Genomic DNA, 21,489 nt, shown 5'->3' with positions numbered 1-21,489 from the left:
GCGTCATCTCATTGAAAACTATTTCTGTAAGTTAAAAGAATTTAAACGTATAGCGATGCGTAGTTGTAAAACAGATACGAGTTTTGAAGCCATGATTCAATTGTGCGCGAGTTTAATTAACTCTCGGTAATTCTCAACAAACCCTAGAGAATATTCTCTTTATTCCGATAAACGGTTGATTAAATTTTTAGCTTTATAAAGATTTTTTTTGTGATTTGTTTCGCTCATTTTTAAAACAAGTAGAAAATAATCAAGGTTGAACCCCTAATACGTTAAAGATAAAAAGCGAAAGTTGACATTTTTTGTCATTTTTTGCCATAAAGAGTGATAATTGCATTAAAACTAATCTGCAATAATATTCTTTTAAGTCTCTGTTTTTTTGAGCTAAAATTGGCTAAGCTAAGGATTGGCATACAATATGCTAAATACAAAGTAGCTGAAAAGGCTTATAAAAATTTAATACATTGGAGAAATGTTATGAAATCAATGCAAAAGGGTTTTACTCTTATCGAATTAATGATTGTTGTAGCGATCATTGGTATTTTGGCAGCGATTGCACTTCCTGCATATCAAGACTATACGATTCGTACTCGTGTAACTGAAGGTTTAACAATGGCAGGCGATTTGCAAAAGCAAATTGGTGCTTCAGCTTCTCTTACTGACTTAAAAGTTGCAGTAGACACTTGGAATGCGCAAGCAAATGGTCGTGGTGCTCAAAGTAAATATGTAGAAGAAATTCAAGCAGTCAATACCACTGGTGTGATTACTGTTAAGTATCTTGCAGCTAATGTTGGTATTAAAGCTGGTCAAGATACACTTACTTTAAATCCATACATCCAAACAGGTGCTGCTGGTACTGCAACAGCACCTGTGGCATTGGCAACAGCATTGGCAGCTGGTCAAACAGGTTCTATGGACTGGGCGTGTGCATCTAATACTAATGCGACAGCAACAGCTCAAAGCTTCACTGGTTTGACTGCAGGTACATTATTAGCTAAATACGCTCCTGCTTCTTGCCGTTAATATTTATTTAAAGGAAAGCAACCTAAGGGTTGCTTTTTTTTGTCTAATGGTTTGTATATATTGGTTAAAATAAGAATTATATGACATTTTTTGACAATACTAGATATTTTTTTTTTGTAGGTTATTGTTCTAATTGAAAAAATAAGTTGGTACAGTTATTGAATATAAATGAGTAAGTTGAATGAGGTGAGAGATGGAGACATACAGTGGAAAGGGGATTTACATTAATTGAGCTGATGATTGTTGTGGCAATCATTGGTATTTTAGCGGCAATTGCATTGCCTGCATATCAGGATTATACGATTCGTACTCGTGTTTTAGAAGGCTTAAGTCTTGCAAATAGTGCAAAGTCAGCTATTGCTGCTGAAGCTGTCATTTCTCCACTCGATTTACAAGTAGTTGCAACTTCATGGAATAAGCAGGCAAATAATAAGGGAGCAACAAGTAAATATGTCGAAAGTGTATTAATTGATTCGCAAAGTGGTGAAATTAGCACAACTTTCACAAGTGCTATGGTTGGAATTGCAACAACGGAAAATACACTTATTCTCAGTCCTTATATCCATTTGAATGATACTACAGTTGTGACTCTAAAGAATGCTTTGATAAATGGTGATAATGGAACGGTGGATTGGGCATGTTCTTCAAAAACGCAAGAAACCGCTAAAGCGATGGGGATGTTAGGAGCAACTTTGGGTACAATTCAGCCAAAATATGTACCATCTGCATGTAGGTGAATGATAATATTCCGCTCATGATATTGGGAATTAAACATAGTATGAGATCTGCAAAGGCTACATTTGTTACCATACATTTAGGTATTTCAATTCTTATTGCTTTACTGGTAGTTGTGGTTGTATTTTTATGTTGGTATCCCTTGCCATTAAATAAAGCGACAGGAGTTACCCATATTTTTCTGATGATGGTAGGTATTGATTTAGTTCTTGGTCCATTATTGACGTGGTTGGTTTACAAAGAGGGGAAGAAAACACTTAAATTTGATTTAACGGTCATTATTCTCATTCAAATCTCTGCTCTTTTTTATGGAATTTATCATATTACAGAAGGTCGACCGGTATGGTTGGTGTATAGTGTAGATCGTTTTGAAGTCGTCCGAAATAATGAAATTTATACTAAGAATATTCAACAAGCAAATAAAATGTATCAACACCCCTCCTGGTTTGGTCCTCAATATGTTGCAATAAAGTTTGCAAAAGATCAAAAGCAACGTAATCAGGATATGTTTGAAGAAATTCTAGGGAAAATTGAAATATCACAACGTCCAGAACGTTATGTTGAGTTGTCGAAAGTAACTGACCAAATTAAGAAGCGAGTGCAAGACATAACCTTATTAAACCAATATAATGATCCAAGAGTAGTAAAAGAAACTTTAGCTAAATATCCCCAAGCAAACGCATTTGTACCTCTTAAAGCTAATACAGTAGACATGACGGTTCTCATCAATAAAGAGAAAGGTGAGGTTGTAAAAATTGTAGATTTACGACCTTGGAAATTAAATTAAATTTATTCGATTTTGAAAATTTGTTTAAATGAGCTTCGATGTATAATCTATCGAAGCTCATTTTTTTATGTCGATATGCAAATTCTTTGTAGTGTAGTTGCAGCTTTGCTGATTAGTTTTGCTTGGCTGTCACCATTTCATACCTATCCCTGGGTGACATTTTCCAGTGAGCTAGCAAGCTTCGGAGCTGCTTTGGCGTTACTGGGTGTTCTGCTCAAACAAAATATTAGAATTCCTAAACCACAACTTTTGATGTTGCCGTTGCTTTTGATTCCTGTATTTCAATGGCTATTTGGACTCGTTCCAGATTTTAGTGTGGCATTGCTCAGTTTTTCATATGTTTTTATGTTTTGGTTGATGATGATAGGTGGATATAACCTGTCCTCTACATCTGAAAATCGTCAACGCTCTATGCAAGGGTTGAGTTATATCGTACTGAGCGTTGCTTTTATAAGTAGTTTGATTGCGATTGTTCAATGGTTGAATTTAGAGTCAAACTTTAATTGGGTTATTCAGCTCAAAGGTAACCGCCCATATGCAAATTTTGGTCAACCCAATAATTTAGCTACATTTTTGATTATAGGTTTAATGGGTGCATTGTTCTTATATGAAAAGCATAAAGCATCTTTATGGCTACTTATTCCATCAAGCTTATCTATCTTATTTGCGATTTGCTTAACGCAGTCACGGACTTCTTGGCTAGTCTGTATTTTTATTTGTATCTATTGGGTGATTAAGCAATATAAGAATAAACCAAGGCTTAATTTTATTAAATTATTTGGTTGGGCTGCTACTTATTTTCTAATTGCAGGCTATTTATTGCCTATTATCGCACAAGTCATGACGACAAGTGTTGGAGAGGCAGTAACCCATACAGCATCACTAGCAGAACGTGCAGGTTCAGGGCATGAGCGTCTTGGGATGTGGATGCAAATTATACATGCCATAGGTGAGCGTCCGTGGTTTGGTTATGGCTGGAATCAAACAAGTGTCGCGGTTGTGGAAAGTATTCATTTTAATACCGTACAAGTTTGGTTTAATAGCGCGCATAATATCCTGTTAGATCTGTTGGTTTGGAATGGTTTGCCATTAGGCTTTTTAATTATTGCGTACTTTGCGATTTGGTTATTTTGGTTAAGTAAAAATGCAAAAGATACAATTTCGATTGTGGCAATATTGATGGTGAGTGCAATTTTGATGCATGCGATGTTGGAGTTTCCGCAGCGTTATGCTTACTTTTTATTGCCAATGGGTTTTTTGTTGGGGTTAATTCAAGCTCAAACGCCAAATTTAAACGGTGTTAGCTTACATCGAAATATTATTCGTTGTGTATGGCTCGTTTCTCTGATTGTCTTACTGTTGATTTGGCGAGATTACAAACTGTTCCAAGAGAATAGTAAATTGGTTTTTAAGCAAAAACCAGTTTCAGAAGAAATATTGGGAAGTTCTAAAATATTGATACTTACTCAATTTCAGCAAAGATTAGATTGGATTGCTTTAAAGCCTCAGACATTGATGTCTGATTCAGATCTTAGCGTAATTGGCGAAATGGTTAAAAATAAGGCTACACCTTATAATTTAAAAAAATATGCACAATTACTTGTTTACAATCATAAGCTTGATGAAGCGGAGCAACAATTATTTGTTTTACAACAATTGTATAAGCAAAAAATAAGCTTGGCAGAAATTATGGAATTAAATAATAAATAAACTTGTAAAATTCATCTACTTTATCTTTTAAGGGATAAAGTAGATGACATGCTTTAAATTTGGCTTTGGATATAGTTTTCGATGCCAACATTTTCAACTAAATCAAGTTGTGTATCGAGCCAATCCCAATACTCTTCTTCTTTCTCTAAAATTTCCTGAACTAAATCACGTGTAACGTAGTCTTGTTGTGCTTCAGCAAGTTCAACAGCTTGTTTAATCGCTTCAATGTTTTCTTTTACTTTACGAATGTCGCAATTGAGGACTTCGATGGTATGTTGCCCAATATACAATTTACCTAGATGCTGTAAATTAGGTAGGCCTTCTAAGAATAAGATTCGTTCAATGACCTTATCCGCATGCTTCATTTGACGAATTGATTCTTTATATTCAGCGGAGCCAAGTTTTTCAATTCCCCAGTCATTAAACATACGAGAGTGTAAAAAATATTGGTTAATTGCAGTTAAATGGTGATAAAGCACCTGATTCAGTTGATTAATCACGTCTCGATTGCCTTTCATTGCACTTACTCCATAACACCATGATGCCCTAGTTTTTAAGGCAATTTATATGATTTTAATCAACAAATAATAATCTGACGAGTAAATTATAGAACGGCAAATGAAAATCACAATCAAAATACGAAAAGCATTTTGGATTCGTACTAAAGTGAATCACTGAAATAAAAAAACCGCTTATCTGAGGAATGGTTAAAGTTCGACAAGAAGCGGCGTAGTCGTAAACAGATCGTTAAATGAGGTTGTTGAGATATTGGATTAATTTAGATTATGCAGCAACTGAAATACGAGCAGCTATTTCTGCGAGCTCATCACTAATAATAGAACGGGCTTCGGGTGCACAACGACCACAGCAAGTGCCTAAGTCGAGTAAATCACGAATTTCACGATAACTTTCAGCGCCGTTTGCAACAGCGTCTTTGATATCTTGATCTGTGATTCCACGGCATAAACAGACATACATGGGAGTGATCCACAAATATTAATGCGATAATTGATATTATTGATAATTGTTATCGTTTGTCAATGAATTTCATTCTTAGAGTGAATATATTCTTATTGAGAATTTGAATAAAAAAATACCACCTGATCGGTAGTATTCTTTCTTTATTTTATCTATTTGATAAATATCGCATTTAATTCTGTGTTGGAATAATAACAATACCATCCATTTCGACTAATGCACCTTTAGGTAGGCTTGCGACACCCAATGCTGCACGAGCTGGATAGGGCTGGGCAAAATATTCGCCCATAATTTGATTCACCAATTGGAAGTGAGAAAGATCTGTAAGGAAGATATTCAATTTAGCGATATCTGCTAAGCTGCCACCTGCGGCTGCACATACTGCTTTTAGATTGTCGAATACACGACGAATCTGAGCCTCAATACCTTCTACAAGTTCCATACTGTATGGGTCTAAGCCAATTTGACCTGAAAGATAGAGCGTATTGCCAACAAGAATTGCTTGAGAATATGTTCCGATAGCAGCAGGGGCGTGTTCAGTATGAATAACTTGACGTGACATTAAGCTCTCCTATGTCATTGTTTCTATCTTAAACAATGTGACTTTAACACAAAAGTTTGGCTCCGAAACGGTCGAATACTGTTTAGTCGCAATTGTTTGCAAATGATTCATTAGCTTTAAGAATAAGGAATCTTTCAATTTTAGGTCTGGGTGAACATCGTCTATTAAACGATTAACTGACTTTTGCAACCTCTGGTTGGGCGATTGGCATATTTAATCGTTCAATCCGTGGGAAGCCAAAATGCATGCGTAAATCACGAATAATTTGGGCAATTTGATTTCGATTGCTCACGACTATATTCACATAGGTTTTCTGGTCTTGTGAATAGACCATTTCTACGCCTGTTTTGGCCTTTCGGCATTGATAAATCAGGTCAGAAATTTGTTCGTCACTCATCGTCATATGAATACATAAGAAAGCACTAAAGCGAACATCATCAATTTCTTCTGATTGCCAGTGTAAGGGCATAATGTTTTCAGGATGGAGGTGCTGTTCATGCAGTAAATTACGGCAGCGTGAACGGTGTACGATTAAACCACGTCGAGATAAATGTCCCTGAATTGGATCGCCAAGCACAGGATTGCAACAGTGTGCATATTTTACATCAACACCCTCAGTTCCTAAAATCAAGCGATCAGAAGTTTCATGATGCTGAGAATGGTAATCTTGAGCAAATAAATGATTTGCAACCAATTGAGGTAATAAATCCCCAACTGCGATTTGTTCAAATAGCGTATCTTTATTAGCTAAATGTCGCCACTCAAGTACACTAATCCAGTCTTCTGCTGAAAGGTCATCTATAGAGCGATGAAATAGTTTTAAAGCGCGATTAAGTGCTTGTTGACCGACAAGACGTTGCTCATCAATGTCTTGTTCTCTTAACAAATTCTGTAATGCACGGCGTGCTTTTTGAGTATTAATAAAACTGAGCCAATCTGGATTCGGTGTTGCTAATACGTCTGTGATAATTTCAACTACTTGTCCGCTATGCAATGGGGTTGAAAGAGGACGAATTTCACCATCCACTTTTGAGCCAACGGCATGATTGCCTAAAAACAGGCTGGCTGAGTAGGCGAAGTCGACGACAGTCGCGCCTTGAGGAAGTTCATGTAATTGGCCGTGTGGCGTATAGACCCAAATTTTTTCCTGATGTAAATAATCAAGTAAATCGCTAAAAGTGGTTTTTGCACAATCACTGTCTATGAGCGTATTTAGGTTCTGCATCGAAGCTTGAATTGCCGAACGGCATGCTTGAGGTGCATTCTCCCCGAGTACTACACCAAAACGAGCAGCTTTACGCATTAATTCGGTTTGGATCGTCAAAGATAATGTTGTTTTTTCACCTTTTAGCTTAATCATTAATGATTGATTACCACCCGGTAATGGGCGGCGAATATAATCGTTATATTGTAAAACTTGGAAATTATCTTTTAATGCTTCAACGAGACGATCACAGTCTGCAATGCTATTTAAAATAATTTCAAAGGCATGGCTATGACTGAGCTCATTTAAATCAATTTCACTTTTTACGAAATGACGTAGTAATTCAATATTATTATTTTTCTTTTTAATACGACCTTGTAGATTATATTTTTTAAGCAAATCTGATAATTTTTGCTCCCATACTGCTTGGTATTCACAACGTTTGGGTTTGGTTTCTAATAATGCGGCTTGCACATCATTAAACATGTCCAAATCAAGATTTTGATAACATAAGTGTTCTAGGTTATCGGCCATTTCATTCATACCGACTAAACGTGCCATAGGTACGAAAATATCAAAGGTTTCTTGCGCGATACGTGCTCGTTTATCTGGACGTAATGCGCCTAAAGTCGTCATATTATGATAGCGATCTGCTAATTTAATAATAATGACACGTGGATCTTGTAAGGTGGCTTGTAGAATTTTGCGGAATGATGCTGCCTTATTATATTCTTTATCACTAGAGTGGCTGAGTTTAGTCACACCATCAACAAGTTCGGCAACGACAGATCCAAATTTTTCACCAATCTCATCTTTGCTAAATTCGGTATCTTCAATGACATCGTGTAATAAAGCTGCCATAAGCGTCTCGGCATCTAAACGCATATGCGCCAGAATGCAACTCACAGCAATAGGATGAAGAACATAGGGTTCACCGCTTTTTCGCGTAATACCACTATGTGCTAAATCAGCAAAATCGCAGGCAGCAAGTACACTCTGAATATCACTATCTTTGAGATAGGCTTCAATAATGACCTTGAGTTGTTGCTTGGCTTGGCTGACCTCTTCGCCTGGCATAAAACACCTTTTATAACATGAATTCAGGAATAAATAAGACTAGCTTCTAATGAAAAGCATATTGTGAAACTTGTCAATTTGTTCATTAGAAAAACTCGTAAATTTTTTCAATGAAATATATTGTTTTTACCAATATAGCACTGAAATTTTCAACAAACAAAAAAGCCCAGTGTATTCACAATGGGCTTTTAGACAAAGCAAATCAAATTTAGAAAGAGAAGCCTTCTAAATTTAATGAGTTTGTAGACAACACCATATCAAGATTTGAAGTCTGATAATCTTGATCGCGTTGTTTCAAAATTTCTTTAGTGACATGACCTGCCGCAATTTCGCGTAATGAAACGACTGTTGGTTTATCATTATCCCATTCTACAGTTGGTTCCATACCTTGACGTGCCAATTGACGTGCACGTTTACTCGCTACCAGTACTAACTCAAAACGGTTATCTACGTGGTCTAAACAATCTTCAACGGTTACACGTGCCATAAGTTGTCTCGTTTGAACATTACATTTGAAAAGACTAAATAGTATAAAAGGCTTTTAAATAAGACTCAAGTTATTCGCGATTAAGGGTGATTAACTTTTCAATTAATTGCTGGTGACGAGCACTTTGCTGTAAGGTGACTAAACGATTTGCTGTAATAATTGCTTCTAAATCATGAACAGCTTTATTGAAATCATCATTGATGATGATGTAATCGAAATTTGCGAAATGACGCATATCTTCTACAGCACAACTTAAACGATGTTCAATTACTTCAACTGAATCTGTTCCGCGATTAGACAATCGTTGTCTTAAATCATATTGAGTTGGCGGCAAGATAAAGATTTGTTTTGATTCAGGAAAAAGTCGACGAACTTGATCGGCACCCTGCCAGTCAATTTCGAGTAACACATCATGACCTTGTTGTAATTGTTCTTTGACTTTGGCTTGAGATGTACCGTAGTAATTACCAAATACTTCTGCATACTCAATAAAACCACCTTGTTCTACTTGAGCTAAAAAAGTTTCAGTATCAGTAAAATGATAGTGAACACCATCAAGTTCACCAGGGCGTTGACCACGTGTAGTATGAGAGACAGAAACGTGTAAATTGCTGACTCGATCGAGTAGGGCTTTAACGAGAGATGTTTTGCCTGTTCCTGATGCCGCAGAAACGACAAACAATAGACCCGACATGATATTTTTCCTGATATGATAAAATATCTTGGCTATTGTAGTGTAGCGTGCTATTAAACGAAATAGTTTGGCATAAATATTCAGGTGATAAGAGAGGATGTTATGGAAATTGTATTGGCCAATCCGCGAGGTTTCTGTGCTGGTGTTGACCGTGCGATAGCAATCGTCAATCGTGCACTAGAATGTTTTAATCCGCCAATTTATGTCCGTCATGAAGTGGTGCATAACAAGTTTGTGGTTGATGATCTACGTCAGCGTGGTGCTGTTTTTGTAGATGAGCTTGATCAGGTTCCTGATGATTCTATTGTGATCTTTAGTGCTCATGGTGTTTCAAAAGCGGTACAACAAGAAGCAGATCGTCGAGGTCTAAAAGTATTTGACGCAACTTGTCCTTTAGTGACTAAAGTACATATTGAGGTCACGAAATATGCCAGAGAAGGAACGGAAGCAATCTTAATTGGGCATGAGGGGCATCCTGAAGTTGAAGGCACAATGGGGCAATATGATAAATCTGGTGGTGGAAAGATTTATTTGGTTGAAGATGAAGAAGATGTTGAAGCTTTGGTGGTTGAGCATCCTCATAAAGTTGCATTTGTCACTCAAACGACGCTTTCGATTGATGATACGGCTAAGGTCATCGATGCCTTAAGAACAAAATTTCCTAATATCCAAGGTCCGAGGAAAGATGACATTTGTTATGCCACTCAAAATCGTCAAGATGCCGTACGTGATTTGGCGGAACAATGTGATGTAGTGTTGGTAGTAGGTTCTCCGAATTCATCGAATTCAAATCGCTTACGTGAGCTAGCCGAGCGGATGGGTAAATCTGCTTATCTCGTGGATAATGCTGATCAGCTTGAAAAAGAATGGTTTAAGCAGCAAAGTAAAATCGGTGTGACTGCCGGTGCATCTGCACCAGAGATACTAATCAAACAAGTGATTCAACGGTTACAAGATTGGGGTGCAACCCCACCGAAAGAACTTCAGGGACGAGAGGAAAATATTACTTTTAGCCTACCTAAAGAGTTACGAATACAGGTGATACAGGCCTAATTTGTATAGAAAAATGTGAACTCAAAACGGATGGATAACACTCCATCCGTTTTTTTTGGGTGCTTATCTGCTTTGTATTGGTTCTGTAAAAATACAATTTAATATAGAGTAAGGAATTTTAAAAGAGTTGGGTGTAAGTGATGGGGGAAAATCGGGGATTCACCTTAATTGAGTTGTTGGTGACGATTGCTGTTTTTGCGATTATTGCAATGATGGCCGCTCCATCCTTTAGCGGTATGATGACAGAGCAAAAACTAAATTCATCAACACGTGAATTGGGACTTGCCATTAATCAGGCAAAATCCCAAGCTGCAATGATGAAAACAACTGTAGCACTCTGCCTAAATAAAACCAATACAGATAATGATTTTACCAAAGACGAATGTGCAACAGCAGTTGTGCTTCCTGGTTATGCAGCCATGTCAGCAGCAGAAAAAGTAAAAGCTCAACAAAATCGTGTAATTTCTGTGCAGATTGACCCGCAAATCGTCGTTGAATCTGCAAGTGCGGTAGGGGTTTTGTTTACTGAAATAGGCAGTGCGACTACAACACCAACATTTAGTTTTTGCAAATCGGCCAAGAAAAGAAGTATACAGGTTGAAAGGTTTGGAAATGTTACAAAAACATCGGGGACATGCTAATGAATACCTATAAAAATCAAAAAGGTGTTGGATTGGTTGAGGTGTTGGTTGCTTTATTGCTGCTTGCCGTAGGGGTATTGGGATATACCATTTTACAACTTCGGGCAGTTGATGCTTCTAGTGAGGCTTTAATGCGTTCGCAGGGGATTATGGTATTACGTGGACTTAGTGAGAATATGCGAGCCAACCCCGCTGCTCAGAATAGTTATCCTGCTGCTGTAAGAAACTATACCAATATAACTGCGACACCTACAGCCCCGACAAGAGTTTGTTTTAATCCAGCAGCCACTGCAACGTGTACACCAGCACAAATGGCAACTTACGATGCCTTTATGGCTGCAAAATCTGCCTTTGATCTTGGCATGAATATTACGATGGATAATTGTCCTGGAGTCGCGTCTGCGCCAGTAAAAAGACAATGCCTATATGCCGCTTGGGGGGGCACTGCAATTAGTGCAACTAATACAGCTGCGAATGTAAGCGCATGCATGAGCGCAACGGGTGTATATGTAAATGGTTCTAAATGTTTAATGATGGAGGCATATTAATGAAAGCTCCATATGCTGTTTCTCATAAGCCAATGCAGCAACGAGGTTTTACCTTGATTGAACTCATGGTGGCTTTGGTACTAGGTTTAATCATTACTGCTGCGGCAATACAACTATTTACAGGTGGCTTTCTGAATGCCCGAATGCAGGAAGCAAATGCGGAACTACAAAATAGTGGTGTATTCGGTTTGGACTATGTGGCTCGTGATATTCGTTTGGCGAATTATACCAACATTAATAATCCAGCACTAACTGAGCAAACACCGTGGGGAGGAATTGTATTAACTGCCCGTACTGGTACGGGGACAAATGTTAATCTTCCCATTCCAGATAAAGCACCTTTTATTTCAAATGGTTTACTCACACATAGCGTGGGGTCAACTGAAACTGTCAGTACAGTCAAGAATGAGTGGCGTGGTCTGTCAAATGTTGACGTATCCAGTGATCAACTTACGATTCAATTTATTGCGCCAAATGCGATGGTGAATTGTGAAGGGACAAATGTGCAAGAGGGCGATTATGTGATTCAGCGTTATTTTTTACGCCCTGCTGATAATCCTGATAGTACAACAAGTAAAGAGTATGGTTTGGCCTGTGATGCAAATACCCCAGCACCATTATCAAAACCAGATCCACTAAAAACCGTACCTACAGGTCTTGGTGATGCAGGTCAGGTGATTATGCCTCGAGTGGACCACTTTACGATACAGCTTGGTACACGGGCAGCAAATGGTAACCTTGCCTATTATACAGTGAACCAGTATCGAACCCTTGCAAACGCAGCACGTACGGCTGCACCACCTACAGTTCCACCCCGAATTGTTTCCGTAAAACTGGGCGTTTTGGTTCGTTCTATGGATAACACCCGAAATAACGCAATTGATCCAACGAAGAAAATTGATATTTTAAACCAACAAGTTGAGTTAAAAGATAAAGATACCAAATATGCACGTCGTGTATATAGCACCACGGTTGCTCTTCGCAATGGTTTGGGAGAAAGACTATGAAGTCTATAACAACACCTCGCCATCAACAACAAGGCGCAACCCTGATTGTTGTGCTGTTTGTATTATTGCTCATTACGATTGTGGGTATTATGGCTATACGTACAGCGATAACTTCACTCAACATTGCAACCAATAGTCAAATTGGACAACTGCTTGTACAGACAGGTGATACCCCAACCAATCAATTCCTTAATGTGGGAAGTTACGAAACATTAATGGCAGCTGATTTGGTAATTGGTGCAGCCAGATTGGATACACCAGGCAAAGAATATATTTTCTGTTATAAGCCAACATCGAACCAACAAATAGCAGCAACTATGGATGCCACTGTTTTAATTCCTCCTGATGCAAATGCTGCGTGGGATACTAAGGCGACTATAGATTCAACGCAGACGAGTCGAAATGGTTTTTGTAATTTGGAGCAGGATTTCGGTAGTGCACGTGAAGCTGTAGTCACTCAGGTCGCTGTCAGAATTCCGACTGATGCAGACAAAAGTTTGGAAGCTGGCGCACTTTTAGAAACAGGCGGTGATTTGTCTCTCAATTCAGTTGCACAAAGTAGTAAGGCACCAATTACACGGGTGCGAGTAACAACGACTTCTATTCTACCTAATTATGCCAGTGCTGATTTGGCGAAAGTGCAAGAAGACTGTATTGGTGATGCTTCATCTGTAGGTTATATCAATGATGCCTTGGACGAGGGAGTTGCAGGTACAACTGGTAAAAGAACGGTAGCAGATTGTTTGGCGAGTTATGGTATTCCTGTCAATGTGCAAGTACAGGAAATTATTTTACGTCAATTTGAACCTGAAAACACTTCACCAGCATCGGCATGGTCACCATGATCATAAAAATTGGAGAATGATAATGAAAAAATTCAAAAATAGGTTAATTTCAAAGAATCATGCTCACCATGTTCAGTATGGTGTATCGTTTGTATGGGCGTTTACAGGAACGATGTTGGTTGCTTCATCCATTGCACAGGCCAGTGATTTGCAGATTTATGCAGTGCCGACCGCAGGAAAGAAAACCATTGTCATGATGCTGGATACTTCTGGGTCGATGAATCCAAGCCAAAACAGTTATGGAGAGGATCGAATTGCTAGCCTAAAAGCAGGTATGAATACTTTTCTTAATAGTAATAATCCTACATTAGACGAAGTGCGTGTTGGTCTAGGACATTACTCTGTAGGTGGAGATGGTAAATCAAGTCGTATTTTAGTAAAGGCAGAAAAACTTGGCCCAGTAGGGTCTGCTCAACGTACTGCTTTGAAAAATGCAGTGAATGGGTTGACTGCAACAGGTGGAACACCAACAGCCCATGCCTATGCTGAAGCCGCTGCATATTTGATGGGGACCTCTACACGAAGTGAAGCGGAAATACAAAAAGATTTATATAAAAAGATCACGACCCAGGTTTTGGATAAATATGAATGTCAAAATAGTTCAAGACCTTATTTGAATTCTGCAAATAATATTTGTTATCAATACAACACAGGTTTTTCTGGTAATTATGAATCTGCTTCAAATGGGAGTTACGAGTGTACACAATCCCCATATCTTTATTTAAGGAGTACAAATAGATGTTATAACCGAGCAAGTGGTGGTAGTTATATAACTGCTACGCGGCCTAAGGTATGTAATAGCAGCTCCTATCCATATTTAGATACAACAACCAATAGGTGTTATCAATACAAGAATTTTTCTGGTAATACCGAGAATGCAACAGCGGTCTATTTACCTGTAGATACTTATTATAAATGTTTGACTTGGCGGACAACAGATTTTACCAATGGTGTTCAATATTGTGGCACTGGTTCAACAAGTCAAAGAACAAGTACGAGTACTTCTTATTGGCAAAATCTAGGAAATACGCAGCCTTCTGACTTTGCTGGAGATGGAACAGAAACTGTTTCTGGTGTTTTATATTCATATACTTTAGAAATGCAACTTGGGCCAAATGCTGATAGTGGTTTTGATAAATCAATTGCTGATTCTAAAGATGGTTTGAAATATATTTCACCTCTACCTCCTGCAACTGATCGTGTTAGTTGTGATGGGCAAGGTGTTTACATTTTATCTGATGGTGAAGCTAACAACTCAAGTAACGCACGTGCTAAATCAATTATGTCAGCCGCTCTTGATGGTGCTAGTTTTACCTGTCCAAGTAGTGGAGGCCTCAATACGGGTGAGTCAGCGTCATGGAACTGTATGGGCGAGTTTGCAAAAAAACTATTTGATAAAGCTACAAACCCAGCAGGAGTTTCTATTCAAACAGCTTTTGTAGGTTTTGGGAGTGACTTTAATAGTTTAACAGCAACTCATGTTCAGCAAGCATGTAAATTGAGTTCACGTACTCAAAGTGATCGTACAGGTAATGATTCTTGTTCACCAGGACAAGGGACTCATGCTATAAATGCTCCAGGCTATGGAAATGGTGGGTTCTTTACAACTAAAACAGCGCAGGGTGTCACCGATAGTGTTATTGCGTTTATTAATAACTTGGGGGCGGCGCCTTTAGAACCATTGACTACAGGAGCCATTTCTGTCCCGCTTGATGACTTAAATCCATCAGGTTTGCAACCTTATGGTTACTTACGTGCTTTAGAACCTAATCCACAAAGTAATAAGGCAATTTGGACGGGAAACCTAAAAAAATATAAAGTGGTTTTAACAGGCGCAGATGCAGGTAAATTCGCCGCAGCGAACGGTACAACCTTGGTCTATGATAAATATGGTGCATTTAAGACCAATACCAAAGACCTATGGAATAGTGCGAGTGCCTATAAAAACACCAGTTATGATGATGGGGGCATTATTAATTTAGGGGGGGCTTATTCCAAAGTTCCAATGCCAATCAATGGGCAGAATCAGGATTTAACCAAGAATCCGAAAGAATATGCACTCACTGAAACGCCTAATGCTTTACGTACGCTATTTACGGATGTCGCTGCAACAGATGGCGCAACACTGACAGGTGCGGCAAATGGTGCAAGTCTGTTACGTATTCCAGAAAGTGGCGCGCCAACAACAGGTGTGGCTGCCTATGTTCTAGGTAAATTTAGTACGCAAACCATACTCAAAGATTTCCCATTACTGGTAAAACAAAAATTACTGAATTATTTGGGTTATGCCGTGCCATTAGATCAAACGGCAACCGCTTTGCCAACCTCACTAGTTACTCCAAATACCCCTAATCTGGCAATGGGAGGAAGTATTCACTCTTTCCCTATTCAATTAACCTATTCGGGAACATTGGATGCTACAGGTAAACTGACTAATATCCGTAGCCAATCTGTGTTGTATGGCACAATGGATGGTGGTTTGCATATTGTGGACAATGAAACGGGTGAGGAACAAATGGTCTTCGTTCCTGCTGAATTGCTCAACAATACCATTGCTTCCAAAGCTTTGGTTAAAGGGCAAGATGATGTGAATGCACCTGTACATGGTCTGGATGGGGCATGGGTTGCTGATCCTGCCTATAAAGCCCAAAAGTCGAGTGGGTCAGGTGACAGTTTGATGAAAGCACGTCAAATGAATGTCTATGGTGGCTTACGAATGAGTGGTGAAAGCTATTATGGTTTGGACGTATTAGATCCGAAAACGCCGAAGTTGTTATTTAGAGTGGGATCAGACCAAACAAATTTTAATCGTATGGGACAGTCATGGTCCAAACCAGTACTGACTAATATTCGTTATAACAACAAAATTACCCGTGTCATGATTGTGGGTGGAGGCTATGATCAATGTTATGAAAACCCACGTTTTGAGTTTGGTAAAGTATTGTCTACTGTGACCAATGCAAGTGGCGCGACAGTACCAAGTGACTTCCCTGATGCTTCTTGTGATAATCGCACTGAGGCAAAAGGAAATGCTGTTTATATTATTGATGCAAAAACGGGTGCGCGTTTATGGTGGGCGAGTAGCTCTACAGGTGCAAATACTTCGAATAGTAATATGAAACATAGTATTGTGAGTCGTATCAGTGCCATTGACCGTGATGGTGATGGCTTAACAGATCACCTCTATTTTGGTGATTTGGGTGGCCAAGTATTCCGTGCAGATCTGAATAATACAATCGGAACTTCAACTGCAAACTTTGGTAAGCGCGTGGTACGTTTGGCAAATTTAGCAACAACTGATACAGGGGCTGCTTTAACACTTGGAAAAAATCCACGTTTCTATGAAGCGCCAACGGTCACCATTCATCGTCAGGATGCATATACTTTTATGCTGGTAGGCGTGGCATCAGGAAATCGTAGTACGCCATTGGACGTTTATCCAACTGTTGGACGTGATGGGATGCTGCCAAGTAGTGCACTTACAGATCGTTTAGTGAACAATGTGTATGGCATTATTGACCGTGATTTTGCTAAAAATAATCTGATCACTGAAGAAAATAATGCTGATGGATCGGCTTTTGCTTTATCAACAAAAGACAAAACTTTATCCCATCTACAAAAAGATCCTCAAAAACTTACAGGTAATATTCCTGCGGTGTTTGTTGGGGCAACGGCAACCAAAGATGGATGGTATCGTTCATTATCAAGTAAGAGTGATGGCACAGAAACAACACCTGGATTCCGTGTTGCAGGGGGGATGAAAGCCTTTGAAGAGCCTCTTGCAATTGCAGGTAATTTAATCGTTCCCGTCTATGATCCTCAGGGTACAGGCATTACACCACAGAATCCATGCTTACCTCGTGTGGTGGGTGAGACAGATCGTCAGATATTTGGTATTCCATTTGGTGTGTATTTGAAGTCAGACAATACCCCTGATAGCAGTAGAGAGCAATATACAGGTTTCTTGACAAAAACAACCGATTGCCCACTAGGAGTTGCAGAATGTAATGCTACACCAATTGGTGGAGGGATTCGCGGTGTTGCTTTAGTTCCAAAAGGAGGAACAGGAAGTGGAAGTGTCTGTAAGAAAGGATTGTCTGCTGGTCCTGGTGAGTGGGATTGTATAGGACAGATTAACCCAACACGGTGGTATGAAAAATGGATCAAGTAAATAAAATATCCATATTATTTACCCAGCCTACTTGCAAAGCAAGTAAGCTGGGTAATCAACCCAAAGGCTTTACTCTATTTGAATTGATGTTTGTTTTGGTGATCATTGCAATCTTTACTGCGATAGCCATTCCTAGCTATCAGGAATATGCTAGACGAGCAGATGTTTCAACGGTGCAGCAAGAAATGCAGAAAATTGCAGAACAGTTGGAGCGACATAAATCAAAAAACTTTACTTATAGGGACTTTGATCCTAATTATATTTACGACGTACCAGCAGGAACCCCATTGAATTCAGTGACTTTGCCCAGAGGGGCAACAGGTTCAGCTATTAAATATACCATTACCATTCGGGATGCTGAAGATCCAACCAAACTTTTAACAGATGCATCTATTCCCCCAGTTATAAGAGCACGGGCCTGGGCGATGAAAGCAGAAGGAAGTGATACCAGAAATTATGACTTATTAATGACAAGTACTGGATTACGCTGTAAAAATAAAACCAAATCGCTCGTAACTTATACAGGTTGTGGTTCAGTTTCAGCAGGTAGGGAGGAATGGTAAATATGTATAAGCAAGGTTTTACACTGATTGAGCTGATGATTGTGGTTGCGATTATTGGCATTTTAGCAGCAATTGCTTATCCTTCATATGTCGCTTATAAAGTTAGAACAGATCGTGCAGACGCTCAGGCTGAAATGATCGGGATCGCACGTACTTTGGCAAACTTTCGTATGGCAAATAATAATTATGCAGGAAGAACAGCACTGAATGTCTATGGGGCAACAACCATACCTAGAACACAGCCTTTATATGATATTACCTTGACAGATGCAGATGGAACTGCACTTACAGTAGCTACTGCGGAAGTGCGGACATGGTTGTTGATTGCTAAGCCCAAAACTGGAACTGCACAAGCAAATAATGGATGGATTTGTCTAAACGACCAAGGACAAAGATCATGGGCAAAAGGTGTAAACTCATGCAGTTTATCCGCAACATCCAACTGGGACGGTCGCTAATTTATAAGTGTTGAATTCAAAAGGTTCTATCAAAATGAGAAAGGCGAGTATTTATAAATATTCGCCTTTCTCATTTTAATGGGATTCTTGCAAGTTTTGGCTTAAACTATATTATTGATGACATTCGTAAAGCAAATTTAAGTGCTCCTGTTCGAAAGCAAAAGTTTGAAAGCAATTACACCTGATTATCTAACAGATGCCAGTAAATTGTCATTAAAAAGTAAACATGTATTCTTTTCTGAATTGGTTTGATACTTTCTGCACCCATTGCTCTATTTTATCAGCTGTCATGACTTGAAAATCTCGCCAATAATATTTCATCTGCTTCCATACCATCTCGATTCGATTTAACTCAGGGCTATGAGCTGGAATAAAATACAGGTTCGTCGAAAAGTTAGTTTTAAGTAGCTCTCTGTAATGAATAAGAATTACTCTTTCGAACAGTGCTTCTGTCCTGATGAGCGTAATTCACTGGATAGGAGCATGCTTCGATTGAATCAAGCTTCAGGTTTTACCCTGATAGAGTTGATGATCAGGGTTGCAATCGTTGCGATTATCGCGGCGATTGCGATCCCAAGTTATGACACTTATATCCGCCGTGCAGACTTATCCACGGCACAACAGGAAATGCAAAAAATTTCTGCCCTGTTAGAGCAGCACCGTGCACGTAACTTTAGCTATGATGGCTTTGTGCTAAAAGGCACATCGACCACAAGGGGTCTTATTTTGATGTTCCGAATGCGACCAATACGACTTATTGCTGCCATTGAACAAATTAACGAGCGATCAGAAATTTACATTGACCCTCACTATAAACTCACAAAATTGGTCACTAAAAGCTGTACGCGAAAGCCCCCGAAATTATTCTGCATTATTAACAAGTATAGGCTTTAAATGCAAAACCAAGACAGCAGCCAGTATTACGGCCAATGATTGTGGCAGCAATTCGGAAGACTGGTAAATGCAAATACCATAAAGATTAAATTCAAGGTTGTGGATAAGTCTAAAATTAATCTTTCTTTCAGAGCAAATATAACGTAAAATACCGCCCTCTATGAAAGGGGTTTGAAGTGTTGCCGATGGTCGGCGCAGGGATAATCCGTAAAAATTATAAGGTTGTTCTCATGGTTGTTATTCGTTTAGCGCGCGGTGGTGCAAAAAAACGCCCATTCTATCAAATCGTTGTGACTGATAGCCGTAACGCACGTGACGGTCGTTTCATCGAACGTATTGGTTTCTTTAACCCAACTGCACAAGGTAAAGCTGAAAAAGTTCGTTTAGATGCTGACCGTTTTGCACACTGGATTTCTCAAGGTGCTCAACCTTCAGAACGTGTTGCTTCTTTAGCTGCTCAAGCTAAAAAAGCTGCAACTACTGCATAATTGTAGTAGGTAGCCCATGACATCAACACAGAATGTGCCAGAAGATCGTATTCAGATTGGACAGTTACGTTCAGCTTATGGATTGAATGGGTGGCTCTGGGTTTACTCCAATACTGAACCTATGAGCAATATGTTTGACTACCTTCCTTGGTATATTGAGACCAAGGCAGGTTGGCAAACCATAGATGTAAAACGTTGGAAACCACATGGCAAAGGCTTGGTTGTTGCATTAAAAGGCGTGAATGATCGCACAGGTGCAGAAAACTTAGTTGGTGCAAATATCTGGATTGCCAAATCACAGCTTCCTAAAGCAGATGTAGACGAGTACTACTGGTCTGATCTTAAAGGTCTAACAGTCTTAGGTCTTGATGATGAAGAACAAGAAGTGAATCTCGGTCAAATCTACGAACTGTTTGAAACCGGTGCTAATGATGTCATGGTTGTGAAAGCGACACCTGATAGCATTGATGCTGAAGAGCGAATGATTCCTTGGCATAAAGATGTGGTACAACGCGTTGATCTTGAAGCTGGTCGTATTTACGTCAATTGGGGCGTAGACTACTAATCCTTTTTGGAATAGTAGCGCAGCAGGAATAGAGGAGTCTGCGATGTTTTTTGCAGTCATCACATTATTTCCTGAAATGTTTGAAGCAATTACGGCATATGGCATTAGCGGAAGAGCAACAAAAAAAGATATTGTGCAAGTCACTTGCATAAATCCAAGAGATTTTGCAGAGGGCAACTACAAACGAGTGGATGAGCGTCCTTTCGGTGGTGGTCCTGGTATGGTCATGATGGCTGAGCCTTTGGCAAAAGCAATTACCCATGCTAAACAACTTGCAATACAAGCAGGCTGTGTTCAAGCGCCAGTGGTGTATATGTCACCGCAAGGCAAAACCTTAAATGAACAGGCAGTACAACAATTCGTTGATTATGACGGTTTGATTGTATTGTGTGGGCGTTATGAAGGGGTTGATGAGCGTTTAATCCAGCATTATGTTGATCAAGAATGGTCAATTGGGGATTACGTTTTATCGGGTGGTGAACTGCCAGCGATGGTGTTGCTTGATAGTATTATTCGTCGATTGCCAAATGTCATGTCTGACGAGCAATCTGCGATCCAAGATTCTTTTGTGGATGGTTTACTGGATTGTCCACAATATACCAAGCCAGACCATTTCGAAGGGTTGGATGTGCCTGAGGTACTTAAATCAGGACATCATGCCAATATTGCGAAATGGCGTTTTTTACAGCGTTATCAACGAACTTTAGATCGTCGACCAGAGTTGGTGGAAAAAGTTGAGTTGACTAAACAGCAAAAAAAATGGCTAATGAGCAAAGATTAGGAAAGCGACGCTTTGCCTGAGCGCAAGGCAAAAGCTATGCTTTTGCAGGGGGATAAACAAATATAAATGTTGTTTTCCCTCATACCAAACGAGAAGCTTTGCTTCGAGTTACTACTTAAACTGAGTTTAAGTTGAAAATAGGCTCTTTAGGGTAATTTTGCTTTAAAGGGAAAGTTAAACGAGCGATATGCGTTTTAGCCTCTATCCTCAGCGGTGTA

General features: G+C 39.2%; 21 protein-coding genes and 3 pseudogenes. 17 read left to right on the top strand and 7 right to left on the bottom strand.

Going from position 1 to position 21,489, the window contains the following annotated elements:
• The 5 genes and pseudogenes from CDG59_RS15460 to CDG59_RS06050 form a co-directional block, all read left to right on the top strand.
• Positions 1 to 130: pseudogene (locus tag CDG59_RS15460) on the top strand (IS5 family transposase); the annotation flags it as partial.
• Between the two features lie 356 nt (positions 131 to 486).
• Positions 487 to 1,023: a pilin gene (locus CDG59_RS06065; protein WP_413772668.1), complete on the top strand. Its 537-nt coding sequence runs from the start codon at positions 487 to 489 to the stop codon at positions 1,021 to 1,023.
• 206 nt (positions 1,024 to 1,229) lie between these two features.
• Complete coding sequence (locus tag CDG59_RS06060; protein WP_087544215.1) at positions 1,230 to 1,760, top strand: pilin; 531 nt, start codon at positions 1,230 to 1,232, stop codon at positions 1,758 to 1,760.
• A gap of 41 nt (positions 1,761 to 1,801) precedes the next feature.
• On the top strand, positions 1,802 to 2,545 hold the full coding sequence (gene tfpZ / locus CDG59_RS06055; RefSeq protein WP_087544233.1) for a TfpX/TfpZ family type IV pilin accessory protein: 744 nt from the start codon (positions 1,802 to 1,804) through the stop codon (positions 2,543 to 2,545).
• Positions 2,546 to 2,620: 75 nt separating this feature from the next.
• Entirely contained in the window at positions 2,621 to 4,255 is a 1,635-nt protein-coding gene (locus tag CDG59_RS06050) for an O-antigen ligase family protein (protein ID WP_087544213.1), read from the top strand.
• 53 nt (positions 4,256 to 4,308) lie between these two features.
• Here CDG59_RS06050 and bfr read toward each other — a convergent pair whose 3' ends face one another.
• The 6 genes from bfr to gmk all read right to left on the bottom strand — a co-directional run bounded on the left by bfr (position 4,309) and on the right by gmk (position 9,257).
• Complete coding sequence (bfr, locus tag CDG59_RS06045; RefSeq protein ID WP_005156520.1) at positions 4,309 to 4,773, bottom strand: heteropolymeric bacterioferritin subunit Bfr; 465 nt, start codon at positions 4,771 to 4,773, stop codon at positions 4,309 to 4,311.
• Between the two features lie 265 nt (positions 4,774 to 5,038).
• Positions 5,039 to 5,233: a bacterioferritin-associated ferredoxin gene (locus CDG59_RS06040; protein WP_004660183.1), complete on the bottom strand. Its 195-nt coding sequence runs from the start codon at positions 5,231 to 5,233 to the stop codon at positions 5,039 to 5,041.
• 172 nt (positions 5,234 to 5,405) lie between these two features.
• Positions 5,406 to 5,795, bottom strand: coding sequence for a RidA family protein (locus CDG59_RS06035; RefSeq protein ID WP_004660185.1), 390 nt, complete (start codon positions 5,793 to 5,795; stop codon positions 5,406 to 5,408).
• Between the two features lie 172 nt (positions 5,796 to 5,967).
• The gene (locus CDG59_RS06030) at positions 5,968 to 8,076 is read right to left on the bottom strand and encodes a RelA/SpoT family protein (protein WP_087544211.1); all 2,109 of its coding nucleotides are present in this window, start codon (positions 8,074 to 8,076) and stop codon (positions 5,968 to 5,970) included.
• A 208-nt stretch (positions 8,077 to 8,284) separates the two neighbouring features.
• Positions 8,285 to 8,563, bottom strand: a complete 279-nt coding sequence (gene rpoZ / locus CDG59_RS06025) for a DNA-directed RNA polymerase subunit omega (protein ID WP_004660187.1) — start codon at positions 8,561 to 8,563, stop codon at positions 8,285 to 8,287.
• Between the two features lie 70 nt (positions 8,564 to 8,633).
• Entirely contained in the window at positions 8,634 to 9,257 is a 624-nt protein-coding gene (gene gmk, locus CDG59_RS06020) for a guanylate kinase (protein ID WP_004660188.1), read from the bottom strand.
• Positions 9,258 to 9,359: 102 nt separating this feature from the next.
• Between gmk and ispH the strand changes: the two genes are divergently transcribed.
• From ispH to CDG59_RS05980, 8 genes are all read left to right on the top strand, one after another.
• Positions 9,360 to 10,310, top strand: a complete 951-nt coding sequence (ispH, locus tag CDG59_RS06015; protein ID WP_087544209.1) for a 4-hydroxy-3-methylbut-2-enyl diphosphate reductase — start codon at positions 9,360 to 9,362, stop codon at positions 10,308 to 10,310.
• 140 nt (positions 10,311 to 10,450) lie between these two features.
• Positions 10,451 to 10,951 (top strand): Tfp pilus assembly protein FimT/FimU, encoded by a 501-nt coding sequence (locus CDG59_RS06010; protein WP_087544207.1) that lies wholly within the window; start codon positions 10,451 to 10,453, stop codon positions 10,949 to 10,951.
• Positions 10,951 to 11,499 (top strand): type IV pilus modification protein PilV, encoded by a 549-nt coding sequence (pilV, locus tag CDG59_RS06005; protein WP_087544205.1) that lies wholly within the window; start codon positions 10,951 to 10,953, stop codon positions 11,497 to 11,499. The genes CDG59_RS06010 and pilV overlap by 1 nt, the downstream gene beginning before the upstream one ends.
• The gene (locus CDG59_RS06000; RefSeq protein WP_087544203.1) at positions 11,499 to 12,506 is read left to right on the top strand and encodes a PilW family protein; all 1,008 of its coding nucleotides are present in this window, start codon (positions 11,499 to 11,501) and stop codon (positions 12,504 to 12,506) included. Before pilV ends, CDG59_RS06000 begins: the two co-directional genes overlap by 1 nt.
• Positions 12,503 to 13,351 (top strand): hypothetical protein, encoded by an 849-nt coding sequence (locus CDG59_RS05995; protein WP_087544201.1) that lies wholly within the window; start codon positions 12,503 to 12,505, stop codon positions 13,349 to 13,351. The genes CDG59_RS06000 and CDG59_RS05995 overlap by 4 nt, the downstream gene beginning before the upstream one ends.
• A 22-nt stretch (positions 13,352 to 13,373) precedes the next feature.
• On the top strand, positions 13,374 to 17,522 hold the full coding sequence (locus CDG59_RS05990) for a VWA domain-containing protein (RefSeq protein WP_227519110.1): 4,149 nt from the start codon (positions 13,374 to 13,376) through the stop codon (positions 17,520 to 17,522).
• Positions 17,510 to 18,085: a type IV pilin protein gene (locus CDG59_RS05985; RefSeq protein WP_087544197.1), complete on the top strand. Its 576-nt coding sequence runs from the start codon at positions 17,510 to 17,512 to the stop codon at positions 18,083 to 18,085. Before CDG59_RS05990 ends, CDG59_RS05985 begins: the two co-directional genes overlap by 13 nt.
• Before the next feature lie 2 nt (positions 18,086 to 18,087).
• Positions 18,088 to 18,543, top strand: coding sequence for a type IV pilin protein (locus CDG59_RS05980; protein ID WP_087544195.1), 456 nt, complete (start codon positions 18,088 to 18,090; stop codon positions 18,541 to 18,543).
• Between the two features lie 213 nt (positions 18,544 to 18,756).
• Here the strand turns inward: CDG59_RS05980 and CDG59_RS05975 are convergent.
• Positions 18,757 to 18,963, bottom strand: a pseudogene (locus CDG59_RS05975) (transposase); the annotation flags it as partial.
• Positions 18,964 to 19,026: 63 nt separating this feature from the next.
• Between CDG59_RS05975 and CDG59_RS15750 the strand changes: the two are divergent.
• From CDG59_RS15750 to trmD, 4 genes and pseudogenes are all read left to right on the top strand, one after another.
• Positions 19,027 to 19,135: pseudogene (locus CDG59_RS15750) on the top strand (prepilin-type N-terminal cleavage/methylation domain-containing protein); the annotation flags it as partial.
• A 532-nt stretch (positions 19,136 to 19,667) separates the two neighbouring features.
• Entirely contained in the window at positions 19,668 to 19,925 is a 258-nt protein-coding gene (gene rpsP, locus CDG59_RS05965) for a 30S ribosomal protein S16 (RefSeq protein ID WP_087544231.1), read from the top strand.
• Positions 19,926 to 19,941: 16 nt separating this feature from the next.
• Positions 19,942 to 20,490 (top strand): ribosome maturation factor RimM, encoded by a 549-nt coding sequence (rimM, locus tag CDG59_RS05960; RefSeq protein ID WP_005156501.1) that lies wholly within the window; start codon positions 19,942 to 19,944, stop codon positions 20,488 to 20,490.
• Between the two features lie 43 nt (positions 20,491 to 20,533).
• The gene (gene trmD, locus CDG59_RS05955; protein WP_087544193.1) at positions 20,534 to 21,271 is read left to right on the top strand and encodes a tRNA (guanosine(37)-N1)-methyltransferase TrmD; all 738 of its coding nucleotides are present in this window, start codon (positions 20,534 to 20,536) and stop codon (positions 21,269 to 21,271) included.
• Positions 21,272 to 21,489: the final 218 nt, after the last annotated feature.

It is taken from the genome of Acinetobacter sp. WCHA29 (genome assembly GCF_002165335.1).
Lineage (GTDB): Bacteria > Pseudomonadota > Gammaproteobacteria > Pseudomonadales > Moraxellaceae > Acinetobacter.
This window is presented reverse-complemented; position numbering and strand designations above follow the sequence as displayed.

Excerpts from the sequence above, each read along its gene's own strand:
- CDG59_RS05995 (WP_087544201.1), top strand. The coding sequence starts at position 12,503 with ATGAAGTCTATAACAACACCTCGCCATCAACAACAAGGCGCAACCCTG.
- pilV (WP_087544205.1), top strand. The coding sequence starts at position 10,951 with ATGAATACCTATAAAAATCAAAAAGGTGTTGGATTGGTTGAGGTGTTG.
- CDG59_RS05985 (WP_087544197.1), top strand. The coding sequence starts at position 17,510 with ATGGATCAAGTAAATAAAATATCCATATTATTTACCCAGCCTACTTGC.
- CDG59_RS06065 (WP_413772668.1), top strand. The coding sequence starts at position 487 with ATGCAAAAGGGTTTTACTCTTATCGAATTAATGATTGTTGTAGCGATC.
- trmD (WP_087544193.1), top strand. The coding sequence starts at position 20,534 with ATGTTTTTTGCAGTCATCACATTATTTCCTGAAATGTTTGAAGCAATT.
- CDG59_RS06050 (WP_087544213.1), top strand. The coding sequence starts at position 2,621 with ATGCAAATTCTTTGTAGTGTAGTTGCAGCTTTGCTGATTAGTTTTGCT.
- CDG59_RS06030 (WP_087544211.1), bottom strand. The coding sequence starts at position 8,076 with ATGCCAGGCGAAGAGGTCAGCCAAGCCAAGCAACAACTCAAGGTCATT.
- rpsP (WP_087544231.1), top strand. The coding sequence starts at position 19,668 with ATGGTTGTTATTCGTTTAGCGCGCGGTGGTGCAAAAAAACGCCCATTC.
- gmk (WP_004660188.1), bottom strand. The coding sequence starts at position 9,257 with ATGTCGGGTCTATTGTTTGTCGTTTCTGCGGCATCAGGAACAGGCAAA.
- rimM (WP_005156501.1), top strand. The coding sequence starts at position 19,942 with ATGACATCAACACAGAATGTGCCAGAAGATCGTATTCAGATTGGACAG.
- bfr (WP_005156520.1), bottom strand. The coding sequence starts at position 4,773 with ATGAAAGGCAATCGAGACGTGATTAATCAACTGAATCAGGTGCTTTAT.
- CDG59_RS06010 (WP_087544207.1), top strand. The coding sequence starts at position 10,451 with ATGGGGGAAAATCGGGGATTCACCTTAATTGAGTTGTTGGTGACGATT.
- CDG59_RS05990 (WP_227519110.1), top strand. The coding sequence starts at position 13,374 with ATGAAAAAATTCAAAAATAGGTTAATTTCAAAGAATCATGCTCACCAT.
- rpoZ (WP_004660187.1), bottom strand. The coding sequence starts at position 8,563 with ATGGCACGTGTAACCGTTGAAGATTGTTTAGACCACGTAGATAACCGT.
- CDG59_RS06000 (WP_087544203.1), top strand. The coding sequence starts at position 11,499 with ATGAAAGCTCCATATGCTGTTTCTCATAAGCCAATGCAGCAACGAGGT.
- CDG59_RS06040 (WP_004660183.1), bottom strand. The coding sequence starts at position 5,233 with ATGTATGTCTGTTTATGCCGTGGAATCACAGATCAAGATATCAAAGAC.
- CDG59_RS05980 (WP_087544195.1), top strand. The coding sequence starts at position 18,088 with ATGTATAAGCAAGGTTTTACACTGATTGAGCTGATGATTGTGGTTGCG.
- ispH (WP_087544209.1), top strand. The coding sequence starts at position 9,360 with ATGGAAATTGTATTGGCCAATCCGCGAGGTTTCTGTGCTGGTGTTGAC.
- tfpZ (WP_087544233.1), top strand. The coding sequence starts at position 1,802 with ATGAGATCTGCAAAGGCTACATTTGTTACCATACATTTAGGTATTTCA.
- CDG59_RS06035 (WP_004660185.1), bottom strand. The coding sequence starts at position 5,795 with ATGTCACGTCAAGTTATTCATACTGAACACGCCCCTGCTGCTATCGGA.